The organism is Mycoplasma marinum, assembly GCF_004335975.1.
In the GTDB taxonomy this organism is placed as follows: Bacteria; Bacillota_I; Bacilli_A; order Mycoplasmatales; family Metamycoplasmataceae; genus Mycoplasma_K; species Mycoplasma_K marinum.
In genome coordinates, this window is sequence record NZ_PSZO01000010.1 from 1 (window position 1) to 20,664 (window position 20,664).

The 20,664-nt window shown below is 28.2% G+C and carries 21 protein-coding genes and 1 tRNA gene; 19 read left to right on the top strand and 3 right to left on the bottom strand.

Annotated elements, in window-relative coordinates; all coding sequences use genetic code 4:
* Positions 1-236: 236 nt before the first annotated feature.
* Together C4B24_RS02495 and C4B24_RS02500 are read left to right on the top strand one after the other, a co-directional pair.
* Positions 237-1,835, top strand: coding sequence for a hypothetical protein (locus C4B24_RS02495; protein WP_131599033.1), 1,599 nt, complete (start codon positions 237-239; stop codon positions 1,833-1,835).
* A gap of 128 nt (positions 1,836-1,963) precedes the next feature.
* A complete protein-coding gene (locus tag C4B24_RS02500; protein WP_131599035.1) occupies positions 1,964-2,794 on the top strand; it encodes a DegV family protein in 831 nt (276 codons plus the stop codon).
* A 178-nt stretch (positions 2,795-2,972) separates the two neighbouring features.
* Here the strand turns inward: C4B24_RS02500 and C4B24_RS02505 are convergent, their stop codons facing one another.
* On the bottom strand, positions 2,973-3,524 hold the full coding sequence (locus C4B24_RS02505) for an inorganic diphosphatase (RefSeq protein WP_131599037.1): 552 nt from the start codon (positions 3,522-3,524) through the stop codon (positions 2,973-2,975).
* Positions 3,525-3,639: 115 nt separating this feature from the next.
* Between C4B24_RS02505 and hrcA the strand changes: the two genes are divergently transcribed.
* The 11 genes from hrcA (at position 3,640) to C4B24_RS02560 (ending at position 13,272) form a co-directional block, all read left to right on the top strand.
* Positions 3,640-4,641 carry a heat-inducible transcriptional repressor HrcA gene (hrcA, locus tag C4B24_RS02510; RefSeq protein WP_131599039.1) on the top strand — a complete coding sequence of 334 codons (1,002 nt, stop codon included), beginning with the start codon at positions 3,640-3,642 and terminating at the stop codon, positions 4,639-4,641.
* Positions 4,641-5,165 carry a hypothetical protein gene (locus C4B24_RS02515; protein ID WP_131599041.1) on the top strand — a complete coding sequence of 175 codons (525 nt, stop codon included), beginning with the start codon at positions 4,641-4,643 and terminating at the stop codon, positions 5,163-5,165. Before hrcA ends, C4B24_RS02515 begins: the two co-directional genes overlap by 1 nt.
* Positions 5,158-5,664: a DUF4231 domain-containing protein gene (locus C4B24_RS02520; RefSeq protein WP_131599043.1), complete on the top strand. Its 507-nt coding sequence runs from the start codon at positions 5,158-5,160 to the stop codon at positions 5,662-5,664. The genes C4B24_RS02515 and C4B24_RS02520 overlap by 8 nt, the downstream gene beginning before the upstream one ends.
* The gene (locus tag C4B24_RS02525) at positions 5,664-6,110 is read left to right on the top strand and encodes a DUF4231 domain-containing protein (RefSeq protein WP_131599045.1); all 447 of its coding nucleotides are present in this window, start codon (positions 5,664-5,666) and stop codon (positions 6,108-6,110) included. The genes C4B24_RS02520 and C4B24_RS02525 overlap by 1 nt, the downstream gene beginning before the upstream one ends.
* Before the next feature lie 410 nt (positions 6,111-6,520).
* A complete protein-coding gene (gene grpE / locus C4B24_RS02530) occupies positions 6,521-7,246 on the top strand; it encodes a nucleotide exchange factor GrpE (protein ID WP_131599047.1) in 726 nt (241 codons plus the stop codon).
* 11 nt (positions 7,247-7,257) lie between these two features.
* Positions 7,258-9,039, top strand: coding sequence for a molecular chaperone DnaK (dnaK, locus tag C4B24_RS02535; protein ID WP_131599049.1), 1,782 nt, complete (start codon positions 7,258-7,260; stop codon positions 9,037-9,039).
* A gap of 570 nt (positions 9,040-9,609) precedes the next feature.
* Positions 9,610-11,088: an APC family permease gene (locus C4B24_RS02540; protein ID WP_131599051.1), complete on the top strand. Its 1,479-nt coding sequence runs from the start codon at positions 9,610-9,612 to the stop codon at positions 11,086-11,088.
* Positions 11,089-11,187: 99 nt separating this feature from the next.
* Complete coding sequence (locus C4B24_RS02545) at positions 11,188-12,450, top strand: MHO_1580 family protein (protein ID WP_131599053.1); 1,263 nt, start codon at positions 11,188-11,190, stop codon at positions 12,448-12,450.
* Complete coding sequence (locus C4B24_RS02550; RefSeq protein WP_131599055.1) at positions 12,450-12,875, top strand: MHO_1590 family protein; 426 nt, start codon at positions 12,450-12,452, stop codon at positions 12,873-12,875. The genes C4B24_RS02545 and C4B24_RS02550 overlap by 1 nt, the downstream gene beginning before the upstream one ends.
* Before the next feature lie 17 nt (positions 12,876-12,892).
* The gene (locus C4B24_RS02555) at positions 12,893-13,120 is read left to right on the top strand and encodes an acyl carrier protein (protein ID WP_131599057.1); all 228 of its coding nucleotides are present in this window, start codon (positions 12,893-12,895) and stop codon (positions 13,118-13,120) included.
* Between the two features lie 76 nt (positions 13,121-13,196).
* Positions 13,197-13,272 (top strand) — tRNA-Trp (locus C4B24_RS02560).
* 40 nt (positions 13,273-13,312) lie between these two features.
* Here C4B24_RS02560 and C4B24_RS02565 read toward each other — a convergent pair.
* On the bottom strand, positions 13,313-14,137 hold the full coding sequence (locus C4B24_RS02565; RefSeq protein WP_131599059.1) for a DegV family protein: 825 nt from the start codon (positions 14,135-14,137) through the stop codon (positions 13,313-13,315).
* A 76-nt stretch (positions 14,138-14,213) separates the two neighbouring features.
* Between C4B24_RS02565 and tapR the strand changes: the two genes are divergently transcribed.
* Genes tapR through tyrS form a run of 4 tightly spaced genes read left to right on the top strand, consistent with a single transcriptional unit; the run spans position 14,214 to position 16,898 of the window.
* The gene (tapR, locus tag C4B24_RS02570; RefSeq protein ID WP_131599060.1) at positions 14,214-14,786 is read left to right on the top strand and encodes a TyrS-associated PheT N-terminal domain-related protein TapR; all 573 of its coding nucleotides are present in this window, start codon (positions 14,214-14,216) and stop codon (positions 14,784-14,786) included.
* Positions 14,787-14,810: 24 nt separating this feature from the next.
* The gene (locus C4B24_RS02575; RefSeq protein WP_131599062.1) at positions 14,811-15,164 is read left to right on the top strand and encodes a hypothetical protein; all 354 of its coding nucleotides are present in this window, start codon (positions 14,811-14,813) and stop codon (positions 15,162-15,164) included.
* A complete protein-coding gene (locus C4B24_RS02580; protein WP_131599064.1) occupies positions 15,164-15,634 on the top strand; it encodes a hypothetical protein in 471 nt (156 codons plus the stop codon). Before C4B24_RS02575 ends, C4B24_RS02580 begins: the two co-directional genes overlap by 1 nt.
* A 37-nt stretch (positions 15,635-15,671) precedes the next feature.
* On the top strand, positions 15,672-16,898 hold the full coding sequence (gene tyrS / locus C4B24_RS02585) for a tyrosine--tRNA ligase (protein ID WP_131599066.1): 1,227 nt from the start codon (positions 15,672-15,674) through the stop codon (positions 16,896-16,898).
* A gap of 85 nt (positions 16,899-16,983) precedes the next feature.
* Here the strand turns inward: tyrS and rpsD are convergent, their stop codons facing one another.
* A complete protein-coding gene (rpsD, locus tag C4B24_RS02590) occupies positions 16,984-17,589 on the bottom strand; it encodes a 30S ribosomal protein S4 (RefSeq protein WP_131599068.1) in 606 nt (201 codons plus the stop codon).
* Positions 17,590-17,782: 193 nt separating this feature from the next.
* On the opposite strand from rpsD, the gene C4B24_RS02595 reads away from it, so the two are divergent.
* Together C4B24_RS02595 and thiI are read left to right on the top strand one after the other, a co-directional pair.
* Positions 17,783-19,486, top strand: a complete 1,704-nt coding sequence (locus tag C4B24_RS02595) for a septation ring formation regulator EzrA (RefSeq protein WP_168388332.1) — start codon at positions 17,783-17,785, stop codon at positions 19,484-19,486.
* Positions 19,487-19,488: 2 nt separating this feature from the next.
* Positions 19,489-20,637, top strand: a complete 1,149-nt coding sequence (thiI, locus tag C4B24_RS02600; RefSeq protein WP_131599072.1) for a tRNA uracil 4-sulfurtransferase ThiI — start codon at positions 19,489-19,491, stop codon at positions 20,635-20,637.
* Positions 20,638-20,664 lie beyond the last annotated feature (27 nt).

Genomic DNA, 20,664 nt, shown 5'->3' on the forward strand with positions numbered 1-20,664 from the left:
ATTAGAGTTCAAAGATGTTTGGATAATAAAACACCATACGAATATTCTCGCATGATGTCCAACACTTTGAGTGTGTCTTAATTTTTTATCCTAATATATATAGAAATAGCAACTTATTTTTTTATATTTGACTGTAACGCTTTTTTAGGTTATTTTTTTACCTCTTTTTTATGATAAAATTATTTTTGTATAAAGGTTTGCTTGGTAAACCATTTAAAACTTTTTTAGGAGAAAACATGAATAAAAAGAAAATAGTAATTATAGCTTCGATTATTGGATTGGTTTTTGCAAGTATTGCTTTGATAATGGGTATAGTATTTATTGTTAATGCAAAAAATGTTATTGATACTCAAAAAGCTGAATATAGTGTTAATGAAAAAACTATTCTATGAATAGCTAAGCAAAGTCAAGCTTTTTTCGGTAATTCAACAGGTATTGCAATAGCTGGTATTGCAATAGCATTTATTGTTTTACTGTCAATTATTTCAATTTGAATAATTGCAGGTGTTAAAAGTAAAATAAAAAAAACAAAATCAAATGGTACGATGACAGCTGTTGCTATATCATCAATAGCAGCAGTTGCTTCTGTGGCAGGTCTTGGAACTATTACAGCTGGAACTATTCAATTTAAAAAGAGTTCTGATATGGAGAATGCAATTTCATATTTTGAAAATAATGCTGAATCAATTTCAAATAATAAAGATGATGCTGCAAAAGCTGCTTTAATATATACACTTGCAAATAAAGAGGGTATTTCAACATTTGCCTCTGCATCAACACTACAATTATCGTTAGCTGCAATTTTATTTGGAGATATGTATGCAAATAAATTAGATAGAAAAACTAAATATGAATCTCTATTTAAAAATGCTGATATGCAAAAAGATTTCAAATCTTTAGATTCAAAGATTAAGTTTAAAAATCCTGAAAATAATAAAGAAATTAAATCTGAAGAATGATTTATGAAATCAAGAGATCAGATAAGTGTTGGAGACTCAAAACCACATGCTGCAAATATATTGTTAAACCTTGATGGATGATCTGAAATTTTAAATGGTGATTATCCTGCTTTGCACAAGATGATTAAAAATCTTATGATTAAAAACACACCAATCAACCCTATTGTTTGAGCACAATTGCCAGCTGAAACTAAGAAAATAATGGTCGAACTTAAATATGTTGATGCAACAGGTAATGTTTTATCAAGTGAAATGTTTAACTTTATGAAAGAGTTGACTCCAGCTTCTCTTAAATTCGAAAGAAGAGTAGTTGCAACCTTAGGTAAATTATTGAAATTACCATATGATACAGAACAAAATCAATTAAAAACAAGATTAACGGTATTGGAATGACTAAATACAGTTGTTAATTCTATTGATTATATCTCTAAGGATGGTGAATTTGAGGTTGTAAAAAATATTGATTCAACATTTGTTGATGGTCAATTATTTAAGCCAGTTATAACTTCACAAGATCCTGAAAACGTTTATGGAGGTACTTATCATAAAGACGGTACAATATCAATTGATTTTAAAAATGATAAACCAGTTGGTACTGTTGGTGATTTTGTTTATGATATTAAACTTAATTTAATGAAAAAAGTATTGAATCAACTTGAAAGTGAGAAAATGTTGAACAAAATTCTTGAAAGACAAAAAACTATAACACCAATAACATTTATTGAACATATATTAGAATCAAAAGGATTAAAAGAATTAACAGATCAATATGCCGTGTTTAATTTTGGTTATGATGATAATGATTTTTATGGTTCAAAAGGTGAGGCAAAACATATTGCAAATACCGCAGATAAAATTGAAGAATTTATTAAATAATTTAATCAAGCAATGATTTTAATCCCTTGACTTATAAGGGATTATTTTTTTATATCAAATAACTTATTAACAAATTATAAATAGTGATATTAATTAATAAAAAAATAAAATCATAGTATAATTCTTTTATGAAATTAGGTATTATTGTAGATTCTACTTCTGGATTATCGGAAAAGGAAGCAAGAGAAAAAAAATGAGGTTATCTGCCTCTACATATATTTTTGGATGGTAAAGATTATGCAGAAGGTAGAGATATAACTGCTGATGAAGTTTATGACATATTAACGATTGATACAGATACACGTTCTTCATGTTCATCCCCATCTGATGTTTTAGCTGAATTTGAAAAAATGTCAAAGGAATATGATCATGTAATTGTGTATCCATTATCAACTAAACTTTCAGGTCAGTATTCATCTCTTTTGATGCTTTCTAAAGAATTTGAAAACATTCATGTATTTGAATCGCATTCAATGTCTCTTCAAGCAACAAGGGGTGCAGAATTCGCTTTAAAACTTGCAAGTGAAGGAAAAGATATAAATGAAATAATGGATGCTCTAGAAGATACTAAAAATAATGCTTTAGCAGTTATTATTCCTTCAACTCTTGATTGACTTGTTAAAGGTGGTAGAGTTAAATCAAATGTTGCCACAATGGCAAATATGCTAAAAATAATTCCTATGATTAAGTTTTATGATGGCGAGTTAACCAAACATGGAAAAGGTAGAACATTTAACAAGACTGTACTTAAAGGTGCAAAAGATATTGTATCCCATTTCGAGGGAGAAGAATATGAATTATTAATACTTCATACTTCTCATCCAGAATTAGATAGACATGTTGAAGCAATTGAAGGATTAATTGGTAAAAAAGCAGAAGTTATTTCTCTTCCAACTGTAATTACAATGCATGTTGGTCTTGGAGCAATAATTGTTGCTGGTTTAAAAGTTTGTAAATAATAAGAGATGCTATTAATAGTATCTTTTTTTACTTTTAATTATATTGAAAGCATTATTAAAAAACAATATTACAAGGTAAAAGTTTACTTTGCTTTAAAGTTTAAAACATATTTTAAAGGGGATAAAATTTATCAATTTGGAGCAAAGAAAAAACTGTACAATGCACAGTTTTATTTAATTAAGCTACGTATTTTTCTGGATGTTCTTTCATCATTTTAGCGATGAATTCTTTTTTATCCATTTTTCCGTATTTTTCCATTAGCTCAACACATTCTTCATATTCAGCTTTAGCTCATTCTTTACCTTCGAAACCAGCAACTGAAGTAATACCTTCACGTTTTCAGTTTTTGTAAGTTGTAAAGAATGTTTCAACTTCTTTTAACCATTCTTTTGGTAAGTCATCCATTGATTCAATATTTGCAAGTCTATAATCATCAGCGTGAACTGCAATTAATTTTGTATCAGTTTCGCCATCATCAATCATTTTCATTGCTCCAATGATTCTTGCTTCAACTTCAACACCTGCTTGGAATGTTTCGTCTGAGTAAACTAATACATCTAGTTCATCTCCATCTCAATCTAGGGCTTCTGAAATGAAACCATAATTAGCTGGATAAACAAATCCATCTCTTAAAATTCTATCTACAACAATTTTACCTTTCGCTCTGTCGTATTCATATTTAATATTTGACCCCTTTTGGATCTCTATTGTTACACTTAAATTTTTCATATAAATATTATATATTGTTTTGAATATAGTTAGTAAACTATTGGATAAAAAATATAAATTAGCACTCTAAGATTGATGAGTGCTAATTTATCTTGTATTAATATATAATATATGTATGAATAAATTAACAAAAAGACAACAAGAGTACCTTCTTTTAATAACAAAAGAATACATATCAAGTGGAACACCAGTCGGGTCTTCTTCACTTATTACAAAATTTGATTTAAATGTATCGCCTGCTACAGTAAGAAATGAAATGGCGACTTTAGAAAAGGAAGGATTTTTAGAAAAATGTCATACTTCATCAGGACGTATACCTTCTTCACAAGGTTTTATGTTTTATGCAAGAATGTCAAAACATGGGGGAGTTTCTTCAGATATAGAAAAGAAACTAAAAATTATTTTTGCAAAGAGAACTATGGGTATTGAACAAGTTCTTGAAGAAGCTGTTGAGGCTATATCAACTATTACAGACCTTACATTGGTTACAAAATCAGATGAATCAGATGAATTATGTAAATCAATTCAATTTGTACCTTTAAATGAACAAAATGCAACTATTGTTATTGTTACTTCTACAGGTAGAGTTGAATCAAAGCTTGTAAGTGTAAAAAATGGAGCACAATTAAGTGATGTTAGAATTGCAGTTAGAATTTTAAAAGATAGATTGTTTAACACGCCTTTAAAAAGTCTTGCTATTAAAACTGAAACTCTATCTCAATTTATTGCGGATGAAATTAAGGATTATGAATTTGTTATACAAGAAATGATTACAAAGGTATTTGATTTTCATACTAAACAAACTTCGCATGTATATGGTCGAACTAATATTATTAAAAAACCAGAATTTAGAGACCCAGAAAAATTATTTAAAATTATGGAAAGACTTGAAAATAAATCTATTTGAGAATCAATTGAAGAACAAGCTGATGATGATGACCAATCACTGAAGATTTCAATCACTGACAGTCAAGCATTAATTTCCAAAAAAATAAAAGTAGGTAAAGGTACAACAGAAATTTCAATCATTGGTCCAAATAGAGTTGACTATGATAAAGCCTTACCAATATTATCATTGCTTGATGAATTAGTTAATGGTGAAAAGGGAGAAGATTAATGGTGGAAACAATAAACGTTGAAGACAACGATATGAATCAAAAAAAAGGTATAAACTTTTTTGTTAAACGTGAACTTGTAAAACTAGAAAAAATAAAAAGAAATTCTAGGTTAGCTTGGTCTATCATCACTTTGCTAATTGCTTTATGTAATATTGCAGTTGTTACTATTGCAGTTATTGCATTGGTAGGTATTGCTAAAAAAGGTGGTGATAATAATGCCATGCTTCCTGCTTCACTGGTTTGTCTAATAACTATAATTTTATTTATAATGGGGTTTGTATTAGCTTTTTATCAAAATATGAAGCAAGATCATAAATATAAAAGTGCTATTGACACTATTCAAAATGAATATATGAAATTCTCAAATAATATAGGGGTTTACGATATTAGAGATAAAAAAGAGAAGGCAAAAATTCTCAAAGTTCAAATCAAAAAAGATTTATTGGAAATCTTCAAAGTTAAAAAGAAACAAAGTAGATGAAAAATATTTTTCTCTGCATTAATCGGAGATAAAGATGAATAAAATATCTATATATGCACTACATAGTAATCCAATTGAATATGTTAACTCTCGCAAAAATAAAGCTAAGAAAGAAATGATCATATTTAGAATTATTTTTATAATTTTAAATTTAACAGTTGCTTTAGCTGCTGCTTCAATTGCAATATTAACAGCATTAGTGTTTTCTCTTTTACTTTATGGTGGTAAAAAACCGACATGATTTTTCTTTACTACAACTGGGGTATCTGCAATAACGGTGATGGTTACATCTTTTGTTAACTTCTTTGTTATAAAAGGTAGATATCAGCAAGCAAAAGATATTTATAAAAAAATATTGGGTCAAGTTACTTTATTCATTAATAACGCCGGCTTATATGAAGAAGGTGTAAAAAATAGAGAAATGATTTTGTATACAAGAGTAGCACAAATTTATGGTAATCATGATGCTATAGGTGAAATAAGTGATGAACTTAAGCAATTAGAAACAAATATTAAGAAGACGAAGAAGGGTACAAAATAATGAATAAACAAAAAATTATTGATGTCCTTAAAAAAGATGAGGGTATTTTAGGTGTTTGGAACTTATTTAATAATAAATATAGGAAATCAAAAATAAACTTCACAATTATCAATGGAACTATATTTATATTAACTGCTTTGTTAGTTTTACTTAACCTTTGAGCAATGCTAACACTTAAAAATCCACCTTATAGTGGCATAGAATGACAATGGGCTAGAAATTGTTTTTTATCAATGGCAATCATTACCGCAATAACTGGATTTTTAACAGCTATGCTTTCATTGTTTAAGTTTAAATCAGTGTCTAGACAAGCAAAAGAAGCTGTTAAGATAGTAAAAGAAGAGTTTAAGGAATATAAAAGTGCAAATGGAAAGTATGCAAAAATTAATAATAAGGATCAAGTTTTTATTGAATTTGTTACTGAAGCAGTTTTCATAGAAGATTAATTAACACGTTGTGTTTTTTTATTATCAATTATTAATGGTAACAATCTTAATCAAAGTTAATTTTGTATATCATTAGACATTTTTCGGTATTAACGGGTGTAAAATGAAATTGTAATTATTATTATAAAAAAGGAGGTAATTGTGTCAAATCATGAAGATTGTTGTAAAAATGAATCAAAAGATGAAGCAAAAGAAGAATGCAAAATGAAATCTGAACCTAAAAAAGAAAAGTAATTAAATAAAACAATACATAAAATATAACTATAGGACTACTAACATAATTAATTCACTAATAAATTTATCTATATTTCTCACTATAAATAATGATAAAGGCATGGTGTTTTTTTTATTTTATTTTTGATTTTTAGCACTTTGTTGCAAAGAATGCTAAAATATGTTATGATATTAGTATGTCAGATAACAAAGAAAAGAAAATAAACGAAAAAGAAAACATCAATAACACTAAAACAACTGGAAAACAAAAAGTTGAAGAGTGTAAAAAGAATAAGGAAGAGTGTAAAGAAATAAATTGTGAAAGAAGCGATCATAAGAGTAAGTCAAAAAATAGCAAATCACAAGATAAAAATAAGATTAAAGAACTAAAAAAAGAATTAGAATTACTTAAAACAAGGAATTCAAATCTTGAAATTCAAATATTAAACTTAAAACAAGAAAATGCTAAAGCTGAACAAGCATTTATGGCTCAAGCAAATACTTTCCAAGCTAAAGCTAAAGAAAAAGTTGAAGAGTTTAAAAATGAGCATAAAGCTAAGCAAGAACAAGAAATAACGCATATTAAAAAATATGCAAATTCAAAATTCTTTAAAGAGATAGTGGAACCTTGATTAAATCTTGCGATTGCTGTAGATTTTGGCGCAAAACAAGGTAATCAAGATGTTCAAAATTATGTTGTTGGTTTCCAAATGTTATTAAAACAAATGGACTCTATAATGGAAAAACATGGTTTATTAAGAATTGTACCTTCAATTGATGAAGCGTTTAATCCAGAAACAATGGAAGCTATTTCTTCTATTGAAAAAGAAGGATCTAAAGATAAAGTTATTGAAATCAAAAAAGAAGGTTTCAAACATCATGACAGAATATTAAAACCCGCAGTAGTGGTAATAGGTAAATAAAGGAGTGCATTATGGCAAAAGAAATTATTTTAGGAATTGACTTAGGGACAACAAATTCAGTTGTTTCTGTAATTGAGGATAAAGAACCAAAAGTTCTTGAAAACCCAACAGGGAAAAGAACTACACCTTCAGTAGTATCATTTAAAAATGGCGACATCATTGTTGGTGAAGTTGCTAAAAGACAAATGGAAACAAACCCAGATACAATTGCATCTGTAAAACGTTTGATGGGTACATCAAAAAAAGTTAAGGCAAATGGTAAGGAATACACACCAGAAGAAATTTCAGCAATGATTCTAGGTTATATGAAAGAATATGCTGAAAAAAAATTAGGTACAAAAGTAACTAAAGCTGTTATTACTGTTCCTGCATACTTTAATAATGCGGAGCGTGAAGCAACAAAAAATGCTGGTAAAATTGCTGGATTGAATGTAGAAAGAATTATTAATGAACCTACAGCTGCAGCGCTAGCTTTTGGTTTAGATAAAACTGATAAGGAACAAAAAGTTCTTGTTTATGACCTAGGTGGTGGAACATTTGATGTTTCAGTTCTTGATTTAGCTGATGGTACATTTGAAGTACTTTCAACATCTGGAGATAACAAACTTGGTGGTGATGATTGAGATGAAGCAATCGTTGAGTGATTAGAAAAAGAAATTAAAGCAGAACACGCAGATGTTCAATTAGATAAAATGGCATTACAACGTCTTAAAGATGCAGCGGAAAAAGCTAAAATTGAACTTTCAGGTGTTAATGAAACAACAATTTCATTACCATTCTTAGCAATGACATCAGCTGGACCATTAAACTTTGAAAAATCTCTTTCAAAAGCTAATTTTGAAAAAATGACAGATCATTTAGTTCAAAGAACAAGAAAACCAATTGAAGATGCCTTGAAAGAAGCTAAATTATCAGCATCAGAAATTGATGAAGTTCTATTAGTTGGTGGTTCAACACGTAACCCAGCAGTTCAAGAATTAGTTGAAAGAGTGCTTGGTAAAAAACCAAACCGTTCAATTAACCCTGATGAAGTTGTTGCTCTTGGTGCTGCAATTCAAGGTGGTGTTCTTGCTGGTGATATCGATGATGTTCTATTATTGGATGTTACTCCATTAACACTTGGAATTGAAACAATGGGTGGAGTTGCTACTGCACTTATCCCAAGAAACACAACAATCCCTACAACTAAATCTCAAGTATTTTCTACAGCTATGGATAATCAAGATGCAGTAACAATTTCTGTTGTACAAGGTGAAAGACCAATGGCAAGTGATAATAAACGTCTTGGACAATTTAATCTTTCAGGTATTGAACCAGCTCCAAAAGGTGTTCCTCAAATTGAAGTTTCATTCTCAATTGATGCTAATGGTATTACAAAAGTAACTGCCAAAGATAAAAAAACAGAGAAAGAACAAACAATCACAATTGAAAATTCTTCATCACTTTCAGAAGAAGAAATCGAAAGAATGGTTAAAGAAGCAGAAACTAATAAAGAAGCAGACGCAAAAAGAAAAGAAGAAGTTGAAGTTCGTAACCGTACTGAATCACTAATTAATCAATTAGAAACAGGACTTAAAGAACAAGGTGATAAAGTTGATCCTAAACAAAAAGAAGAAACAGAAAAACAAATTGAAGAATTTAAAACATTACTAAAAGAAAATAAAATCGAAGAACTTAAAACTAAGTTAGATCAAATTGAATCTCAAGCTAAAGCATTCGCAGATCAAATGAGAGAAAATGCTTCACAAGATAACGGGCCAATTAAAGGTGATGTTAAAGAAACAGAAAAATAGTAATTATTAAATAATAAATTATGCAACCATTATGGTTTGCATTTTTTATATCAAAATTTAAAGCAAAAAACTTTCATAATAAGAATTTCAACACATTATATATATTTAAGAATATTTAGTTAGGTAAAGGACATTTTTTTCATTAAAAGATTTATTGAATTTATTGCATCCAATCCACTCATTTTAAAATACTATAATAATTTAAATAAAATATATGAATATTTTTACCAATCTATAAAATATAAAATGTCTTTAAAAAATAGTGCTATTCTATTAAAAAACAATCTTTTTTTATTATTTAAAAATGTTTTGATAGGAATTTATAGCTTTTTTAGTAAAAAAATACGGTTAGAAATATGTTATAAATTATTTGTTATGAAAAAATTAATTTGGAACAAAGTCGTATTTTATTTTATGTGTTAATTACAGGAAACGCCCTGTAAAAGTTTAATTACGGGTTGTTTTGTTGATAATAAATTATTATGTTCATTCTTAAACTAACCTGTATAAAAGGGTTAGTTATTTTTATAATAAAAATTAAATTAAAAAGAAAAAAAGAAAGAAGGTTATATGAAAATAAAAAATGCAAAAAAAATTGGATTTTTTGCAGCGTTAACGATGTTAATTGGAACAGTTGTTGGTATTGGTATATTCTTTAAGAATGGTTCCATATCTAGAGCAACTAATGGTGAAGGTATTACATGGTTAATGGCATGAATCATTGGTGGTATCATTGCAGGTGCAACGGCGATTTCGTTTTCTGAAATTGGTACCCTTAAAACTAAATCAAAATCAATTGGTTTACCGGGGTGAAGTGAGGATATAGTTGGAGAAAAATTTGGTAAATTTGTTAGATTTAACTATGCCTTTTTCTATATTGCAGGACTTACTGCTATTTTAGGAATATTTGGATCTGAAATGTTATTGCAACCAATTATCGCAAGTGGTGCAATTAAACAGATTCCTATTTACGGACATCTAATAATAGGATTATTAATCACTGTTATTATGATTGCTATAAATTATATAAGTATTAAAACATCTGGAATAATTCAACAAATTACTACGATTTTAAAATTTATTCCACTTATTTTAGCTGTTATACTTGGTATTGTTTTACCAACTACAAATCATATGGGAGGAAGTAATGCGTTCCTTAATAACTCATTTACTTTTAAAGGATTGATAGTTGCTTTACCAGCTATATTATTTGCTTATGATGCATTTATGATTGTTGCATCTTTAACAAATAAAGTTGAAAAAGGAGAGAAAAAAGTTCCGATTATTATAGTTTTAGGTATGTCTTCAATTATAATTTTATATACATTAATTGCACTATCATCAATTCTACACAATTCAGGTTCTATTCAAGGATTGATTAATAATGTTTTACCAAAATCAAGTGCTGATGCTATGACAACAACGATATATACATTTATATTGATTTCAACATTGGGAGTTATTAATGGTTTAACTGCTGGGATGATTGTTGTATTTAAAAATGAAGTTGAAAACGATACTTTTGTTGGAACAAAGAAATTAAAAGAAAAAATAGGAAAAGAGAAAACTACAATTTTATACATTGCTATTTCATGTCTTTTCTGAATATTAATTACTGGTATACCATCTGCCATCATTGGTCAAGATTACTTATACGATGGATTCTCAAACTTCCCAACATTATTCTTCTTTGGTATTAACTCAATTATTATTACTTTCTACTTATTTAAGAGAAAGAAATTTAATAATAAGAAAATAAATAATATTATGTTCTTTTCATCAGCTATTATCGCTGTTACCGGAACTGCAATCGCGATTATATACTTATTGATTGGTCACTATATAATAGATGTTGCAAAAACACCACATGCGAATTCTTCATGAGGGTTATTTGCTTCAACAAAACCAGCTAGTTTCTTAACTGAGATTGCTATATTCTTAACAATGCTATCAATATTCCTAATTACACCTGCAATTAATTGAGGTATCAAAGGATTACAAGATAAAAATGCTAAGAGATTGAAAATAGATTCAAAAAATACAAAATAAATTTAAAGATTTAAAATAATGATTAAAGAATAAACTACTTGTTGGTTTATTTTTTTACTTTTTTCTCTCATAAGAGCTACATATATATGGAGGTGAAAAATGATACCAATTATTTTAAATGATAAAGTTATTCAAAAAAATAAATTACAAACATTTGAAGAAAAAATGGAATTTTCCACAAGTGTATCTACAAATGGTTATGAAAAAGATTTATGAAATAATAAATTTGAAGAGCAATTAAAAATAAGGACTCCTATTTTAACTTTAAATAAAATAGTTTTAAGTATAAAAAGAGATTTAAGAACTAACGATATAGAAATTTGGTTTTTTAATAGTTTTCGTAAAAAATCTAATTTTGTTATCAAGGCTATAGAAATAAATGATCAATTACTACCTATTGAAAAATTAGCGAAATATGAATCAACTGCAGGTTTCTATAAGATAAGCGGAAAGAATATTTTAAGTAGTAAAAATTCCAGAATTGAAAATCTTAGTTCAATAAATATTTATTTTGAGAATACATTTTACAAAACTACCCATAAGGTCTCTTTTGGAATGAAATCTCACTCATCATTCGAAGGTGAGGATATAATAGATAAAGGTCAGGGTGTTGAATTGAAAGGGATATCAACAATTGATTTTTCATTTGGTTTTAATATGGATTTAAATAGTTTACAACTTAGACAACGCAATATGTACAACTATATGCTCCTAAAACCAATAAAGAATAATGGAAGAATAATAAAGAATTTATATGATATCTATGAAGCTAATGACACTTTAAAAAATATCACACATACAGATAAATGATCAATTTACACCATAAACACTATTCTAGATCCAATACATACATCTAGAATGGTTGATTATCATAGTGGTAAAATGGAAAACCTTTTTAATGACTCTAAATCTTCAATAAAAGTTTTGCCTGTAGACAAAGACTCAATGAATCCAGATATTGTAAAATCTTTAGATGCTCAAGAAATGTATAAAAAAGAATACTCATACGCAGGAAGAATAAAAATTCAAGGTGATACTTACTATGATTATAAAAGCAAGTCTACAAAAGTTGGTGTTGGTGTTGATGCAACTGATGGCTATATTTTTCCATGAAATGCGAAAGGTGAGTTCTATCCGAGAATAAAATTTAGTCCGAACAAGGCTTTTGAAAACATCTCACTATATAGGAAGTATATTTTTAATAAAAAGTTTTTAGACAAAAATGAAGGTCAAGTTAAATTGACCATCTCAAGTCCAAAGACCTCTCTTGGAACTGAAATATGCAGCTTCAAAGTTGAGGGAAAAGGTATGGAAAAAATAATTAATGGAACACTAAGTCTTGAACAATTAGGAAAAATATAATGAGGAGATACTTAAGTTATATATTTGTTGGCAGTCCAATTGTTGCATCTGTTATTGGTATATCCATTTATTATTCTTTAAATCACAAATCTAACAAGAAAAGTCAAAAGCAAGATACTGAAGTTACTAAAGGAGATAACATTTCAGTCAGCAAAAAAATATACAAATCTGAAAGTATATTTCCACAAGTTTCATTTGATGAAGTTTATGATTATATAAGAGTAAAAAATCAAAAACCAATTATTGACGATAATATGATTTCTAAATTTATAAAAATTATTTTTATGAGGATCAAAACAACAAAGGGTGAAATAAAGGTTGATGTTTTAAAAAATAGCGATCAAAGTGTTGATGTTAAATTTACATGAAAACAAAAAAATATGCAAACTCTTGAAAAAATTTATAAAATGGAATTAAGCTATTAAATTGGTATAATAATTTTATGAATATTAAAACAGAAATCATTGCAGCTTTAAAAAAAGCGACAAAAATTAAAATTACAGAAAATACTAAAATTTCTGAACTTGGTATTGATTCATTAGATTTAATGGATTTAATAATGGAAGCTGAAGGAAAAATAGGTTCAGAATTAAGTGATGATGTAATAACTAGCCTTAAAGAAAAAACAGTTAAAGATATCATAGAAGAATTTGAGAAAATCGCTAAATAGCGGTTTTTTATTTTTTATTTATAAAATATTTTTTAAAAAGTGCTTTTTTATTCTATAATTATATAGCACTATACGTAGGGGTGTAGTTCAATTGGTAGAACAGCCGGCTTCAACCCGGCATGTTGTGGGTTCAAGTCCTGTCACCCCTGCCATTTTTTTATGCCATTTTTTCAAAATAAAAATAGGACATGCCTATTTGTAAATTGCTAATATACCTATTGCTTCTAAACCAACGTGTAGAGCAATAGTTGAAGGGAAAAATAATTTTTTTATTTTTTTATTAGTAATACTTTCTAAATTGTTAATATGTTCATCTATCATTTTATTACCAGCGTGTAATGCATAAAGATCATATTCTTCACCATCAAATCTTTCGATAATTTCCTTTGTCACTTTGACAAGAGTTTTACTAAATATTCTACCCTTACCATGCCTATCAAGTTTTCCATCTTTAAATTTAATTATGGGTACTATCTTTAACATTGATGCCATTGTAGCAACTGTTGAATTAACTCTACCCCCTTTAACTAATCAATCTAAAGAATGAGGTATTAACAAAGCTTCATAGCCTTTTGTATTTTTTCTTAATGATTCAACTATTTCCTCAATTTCCTTGCCCTCTTTTGCAAGTCTTTGTGCTCTTTCACACTCAGAAACTATTATTTGCGATAATCCAAGAGAGTTAATTACATGAATATTTTCAAAATCATTTGAAAATAATGTTAAATTACTAGTTTGAGAAGAAAGTTCTTTTGAAAGACCATAAACAATCACATGATCATATTTACTTGACATCGCCTCAAATAATTCCAAAATCTCAGCAGGTGAAGAAGCCGAAGTTCTAACGTTTGTGTCCAAATTTAATTTTTGATACACTTCTTCAGTTGTGATTTCAATACCATCTGCGAAATCTTGTTCATTCAAAAAAACGTGCAATGGAACAAAACCTCAGCCCCTTGAACTAACTTCTTTTTTTGTAAGTCCTGTAGAAGAATCTACTATTATTCCTAATTTCATAAATCAATTATAAACAATTTAAAGAATATTAATATAATAATTAGTTCATATTTCTCATTATATATATAATATATATATGGCTTTACTATATTGAAATAAAAAATCCTTGCAAGATCAAGCAATTATTTGATTCAAGGACTCTAACAAAGAAAAAATTAGTATTGAAAAAAACGATAAATATTCTTTAATTAAGGAGAAAGACGAAGTCGTGGGAATCAATATTCAAAATGCCTCTTCATTTTTAACATTAAAAGTGGGTGCACAAAGTTTAACACATGAAATTATTACAAGTATTAAAAATGAACTAGGGGTTGATTTGTCAAATTTAAATACAACATCAATGTTTGTTGTAGGTGAAATTTTAGAAAGAAAACCACATCCTAAGTCTGACAAATTATTTTTATTAAAAGTAAAAACAGATTCAGAATTAACAATTGTAACAAATACTTTAAACTCAATTGAAGGTAAGAAAATAGTTGTTGCAAAACTTGGGGCAATTTTGCCATCTGGAACAATTATTAAACCTGCTAAAGTTATGGGTATTAATTCCGAAGGAATGCTTTGTGGCGGAGAAACATTAGGTATTGAAAAAACAAATGGTGCATTTATTGTTGAAAAACAAAATGCAGGAGAAGAATTTAATATATAGATAGAAGTAAAAAGGGGGTATTGAATGGATGTCAAAACATCTGCACTAGTCATTATAGGAATAGTTGCTGCAATTTTATTGATAGTTGCTATATTTTATGCGATTACAGCCTTTAGAAGAATGGCTATAACTTATAAAAAAATAGATTATCTTGTCGAAGATATAACATATAAATCTGAAACATTAAATTCAACTGTTGAAACAATTTCTAAAGTATCTAATTATTTAGATATTTTCGAGGTTGTTGCTCAGAAAAATGTTAAATCAGCCATAAAATTAGTTTCAAGAAACAGAGAAACAATCTATTCAATGGCCGAAAAATTAAAAGAACTTGCTCTTAGCGAAAAAGACGGAAAAAATAAGAAAGGGGGTAAATAATGAAACTTAGTACATTTTTATTATTAGTGGGCGCTACAGCTTTTGGGGTTCATCTAAATTCTGAAGAGGGCGCTGATACAAAGAAAAAACTTAAGGAACAAATAGATAACATTACCCCTGTGGTAAATGAATTATTTAATAAATTAGAAGAGATAGTAATGAATATGGATTCTATTAAATCTGATGAAATTAAGGAAAATGTCCAAAAAGGTGTCAATGAAGTAAAAGAAACAATCGCAAAAGTTGATGCTAAAAAAGTTGGTGATGTTACAGAGGAGGCGATTAAAGTTGCTTCTAAAAAAATAAGAGAAATTAGAACTCAAATAGAAACTGCTGAACACTTTACTGACAATTATGAGACAATGACGATTGCACAATTAAAGAGAAAAGCTAAAAAAATGAAAGTTGAAATTAAATCTTCTGATAGGAAAAAAGATATAATTTCAAAATTAAGAGCAGCAGTAAAATAATAGTCTTAAACAGGCTATTTTTCTATACAATTTAATTATGAAATTAATTAAAGAATTAAAAGAAAGAGGTATCCTAAAAGATATCACAAACGAAGAAAAACTTGCTAAATTACCAAAGGGAGCAAGGGTATATATTGGTTTTGATCCAACTGCGTATTCATTGCACTTGGGTAATTATGTGCAAATCTCTATTTTAAAAAGATTTGAAAAACATGGAATCAAACCAATTGCTGTTATTGGAGGAGCAACAGGAATGATTGGTGATCCATCAGGAAGATCTGAAGAAAGAAATTTATTATCTTCAAATGCATTATTGGAAAATAAGTCTGCTATTAGAAAGCAATTGGAGTCATTTGGAATTGAAGTTATAGATAACTATGAATTTTATAAAGATATGAATATTTTAGAATTCTTACGTGACGCCGGTAAATTATTAAATATTAATTACATGTTAAGTAAAGAAGTTGTTAAATCAAGACTTGAACAAGGTATATCATTTACAGAATTCTCATACCAATTACTTCAAGGGTGGGATTTTAAAAGACTTTATGAAGAGCACAATGTAATGATTCAAGTTGGTGGATCGGATCAGTGAGGTAATATAACTTCAGGAATTGAAATTATCAGAAAAACACTAGGTGATAAAAATCTTGCGGTCGGAATGACAACTAACTTATTAACTGGTTCTGATGGTAAAAAATTCGGTAAGTCAACAGGTGGTGGAGCATTATGACTTTCAAAAGATATGTGCTCACCTTACAGACTATACCAATACTTATTAAATTCTTCGGATTCTGATGTTGAAAAACTATTGCAATGATTGACTGACTTTTCACAAGAAGAAATTAAAACAATTATTAGCGAACACTCTGTAGCTCCATTTAAACGTAAAGCTCAGAAAGTTCTTGCCAGTGTGATAATTGGTAACATTCATAGTAAAGAAGATTTTGAAAGTGCAGTTAGAATTTCAGAATCATTATTTGGTAAGCAAAGCATAGCTGATTTATCAATAAATGAGATAAAACAATTAGAAGGAACTATTCCAACTGAAAAAACCTTTTCTAATGAAATTATTGATTTCTTAATAGAGTCAAAATCAGTATCTTCAAAAAGAGAAGCTAGAGAATTTATTAAAAATGGTGCGATTACCATTAATGGAATCAAAATTGAATCTGAAACATCAAAAATACCTTCAGCATTCAATGATGAGGTTGCAATTATTAGGAGAGGTAAGAAAAATTATTTCCTTGCATTAAGAAAATAAAGAGGTGTCAATGTTATTGGCATTTTTTTTATGCAATTTTAGCAATAAAAAAAACATTGCATTAACAATGTTTTGAAATAAATTATTATTTTGAGTAGTATTCAACGATAAGAGCTTCATTAATTTCTGAATTAAGTTCTTTTCTTTCTGGAAGTCTTGTAAGTTTTCCTGAGAAAGTAGTTTTATCAAGTTCAACTCATTCAGCAATTTTTCTTGTTGCTAATGAATCAACAATTTGAACATTCTTGTTTGATTTTTCTTTAAGTTTGATTTCATCACCGATTTTAATTTGCATTGAAGCAATATCAGCTTTTTTACCATTTAAAGTAAAGTGTCCGTGGTTTACTAATTGTCTTGCTTGTCTTCTTGTTGTAGCAAATCCCATTCTATAAACAACATTATCTAATCTTGTTTCTAGCATTTGTAGGAAGTTAATCCCGGCAACACCTTTTATTTTAGATGCTTTTTCAAATGTTTTTCTAAATTGTTTTTCGTTAATTCCGTACATGAATCTAACTTTTTGTTTTTCATGTAAGTGTAAACCATAATCAGACATTTTAACTCTTCTAGCTCCGTGTTGTCCTGGTGCTGTTTGTCTTTGTTTACCTTTTGCGAATTCTTTTCCGTTTTCTAATACTGAGAAACCATATCTTCTTGATTTCTTAAATGTTGGGCCTGTATATCTTGCCATAAGTATCTCCTTTAGTTCTTTTATTATATAATTTATGCATAACTAAGGCTTAATTTCTTTACATGAGTGTTGACACAAATAGTTTCGGCATTCAGCTAGCTTACTAGTAATCCTGTGTTGACAACGCTTACAAATAAATAATTAAGTGCTGTATATGCTCTTATATTTTACACTAATTTTATATAATATAACTATGCAAACATGAAAACTAATTTTATTGGGTGTTACTATACCCATCATAATAATCATATTTTCCTTATTAATAGTGCTTATCACGAGATTAATGAGGCAAAAAAAGAATGCTAATCAAATGAACGAGATTAGAGTTTTTATTGAGCCTGAAAGAATCAAAAGAGTTGAGATAATGCTACAAAGAATCTCCGTAATAGCAAAATCCAATAAAAAATATGAAAAATTATTTGATATTTTATCTAAAGAGTTTGATTCAATTGAGAGCATGTTTAAACTTATGAATAAAGATGTTTTAGATCTCCAAAAAAGATATCTAAAATTAAGACAAAAAGAATTTGAAATTAGAGTAGAAAAAATTAAAACTATAAATGAAACATTTGCAAGAAAAATTGCATCTTCAAAAAAGAAAGCTAATAATATTTTAAAGCAAGAAGAATTCTTGAGAAATGAAGTTTCACTTTTTAGAGAAAAAACTAGAACAATTAGTAGTAGTTATAGTAAGAAAAGAATTACATTGGATAAAATTTCTGGGAAAATAGATATTTTAAACAAGCGTATTGCTGGCAGAACAAGAAAATTTGATTCTCTAATTCAATCAGGTGAAACAAGGAGTGCTTCGGAAATAATTGAGAAGCTTAGAGAGGATATAATTCAATTTGGAATTATCATTAATGAAGGTCCAAAAATACAAGCTACTTTATATGGCGCAATACCAAAATTCATTAAAAAACTTATTGTTTTGTTTAATCATGCACAAAACAAATTAAAAGTAGATTTATCTCACATTGATTTCCATGCATCTATAAGAAGAATGGCGAATAATTTTGAAACTGCTAAATCACATTTTTTAGAATTAAGACTAGAGGAATCTAAAAAAGAAATAATTTTTATCATTAAAAATATTAAAGCTATAGAAAGAATGATTAATTCAGAAATAAAGTCAAGAAATATTTTTGTTAATGAATTTATTAATGTTCAGAATCTTGTTTTAAAAACTATGAAGCAATTTGTACAAATAAGAAAAGAAGTTAAGAAAATGCCACAATCAGGGACAAGATTATCAGTGGAAATGATGGATATTATGAGAAGCTTGAAATTTGAGATTGCTGATCTAGATGAAAACGCAATGTCATTTTCTAAATTAATGAAAGATAAAAACATACCTTACACATCAAAATTATCTAGAATGAAAATTCTATTAAATAAAAATATATCGGCAATTAAATTAATGAATAGCATTTATGAACTTATTTGAAGAGATGATATTGCAAAAAGAACTGTTCAAAATCAATTTATGCAAGTAGAACATGCATTAATTTCATTAAGAGCTAAAGTAATAGATAAAAATATTTTATTATCAATTGCTGAAGAGCAACAACTGCAGGATATTGAAGAAACAAAAGTATTACTTAAAACCACACTAACAAATGAACCGTTCAACTCAAATGTAGCTAAACAACAAGTTAGAAGATTAATCGAAAATGTAACATCATATTATAAAGTGGTGGGTGGAAAAATTGCAATGGCACGAATGGTTAGAAACCTTATTAAAGAATTTGCACCAAATAGAGCTATGAATGCTAAACTTAATATATCATTAGTTCAAGCAGAGAAGCAGTATCTTGCTGGGGAATATGCATCATCGTTGAGAATTGCAATTGATGCTATTGAAGAACTATTAAATATAAAAAGGAAAAGGAAGTAAAAATGTACGAAACAATATTAATTAGATTTGGTGAATTATCAACTAAGGGGAAAAATAAGATGTCATTTGTTAGGCAACTTGAAAGAAATATGAAAAAACTTATGGGTGTTGAACCTGAGGTTCTTTTTGATAGGATGTTTTTAGAATATTCAAAGGAAAATATGAAAGGATTGGAAAGGATATTTGGTATTTCTTCTTATTCTCCAGTAATAAAAGTTAAAACTGAAATAGAGTCAATTGAGGAAGCTGTCTTAAAACTGGTTTCAAAATTTACAGAAGCTAAAACATTTAAAATTGCAGCAAGAAGACACTGGAAAAAATTTGATATGTCTTCTGGTGAATTAAATATGCATCTTGGTGGTCATGTTTTAAAAAATACTGAACTACAAGTAAATGTAAAAAATCCTGACTTGAAAGTTGAAGTTGAAATTAGAAACGGGAAATCATACATTTTTTGTGAGAGAACTCAAGGTCTTGGAGGGTATCCTACAGGTATTAATGGAAAAGTTCTACACCTTATCTCGGGTGGAATAGATTCTCCTGTTGCTGCCTTTGAATTGATGAAACGTGGGCTTCATGTTGATTATCTTTCTTTTATAACTCCTCCTTTCACGGATCACAAGACAAGAGAAAAAGTTACTCAAATTGTTGAATTATTAAATAAATACCAAGGAAAATCATATATACATAGATTGAACTATACAAATTTAATGCATACAATTGGGTTAACTTCCAAACAATCTTATAAAATAACTTTAATGAGAAGATCATTTTATAGAATAGCCTCTAAAATGGCTGAAGATCGTGGTTATTTAGCAGTTTCTAATGGTGAGAATATTGGCCAAGTTGCTTCGCAAACTCTTGAATCAATGCACACAATTCAAGAACAAGCTACATTACCTATATTAAGACCAATTTTAACAGCAGATAAAATCGATACTATTAATAAAGGAATTAAAATTGGGACATACGAAATTTCAATTATTCCTGCTTCTGAAACTTGTGAGTTATTTGCACCTAAAGCTCCAGTTACAAAACCAACGCCACAAGAAGCGTATAAATTGGAAGAAGAAATTTCTAATTTAATTGATTTAGAAAAAGAATGCATGGATGCTTATGAGACTGAAAAACTAGTATATAAAAATAAATAATTTTGTTTAACCAATTTTTGGTTTTTT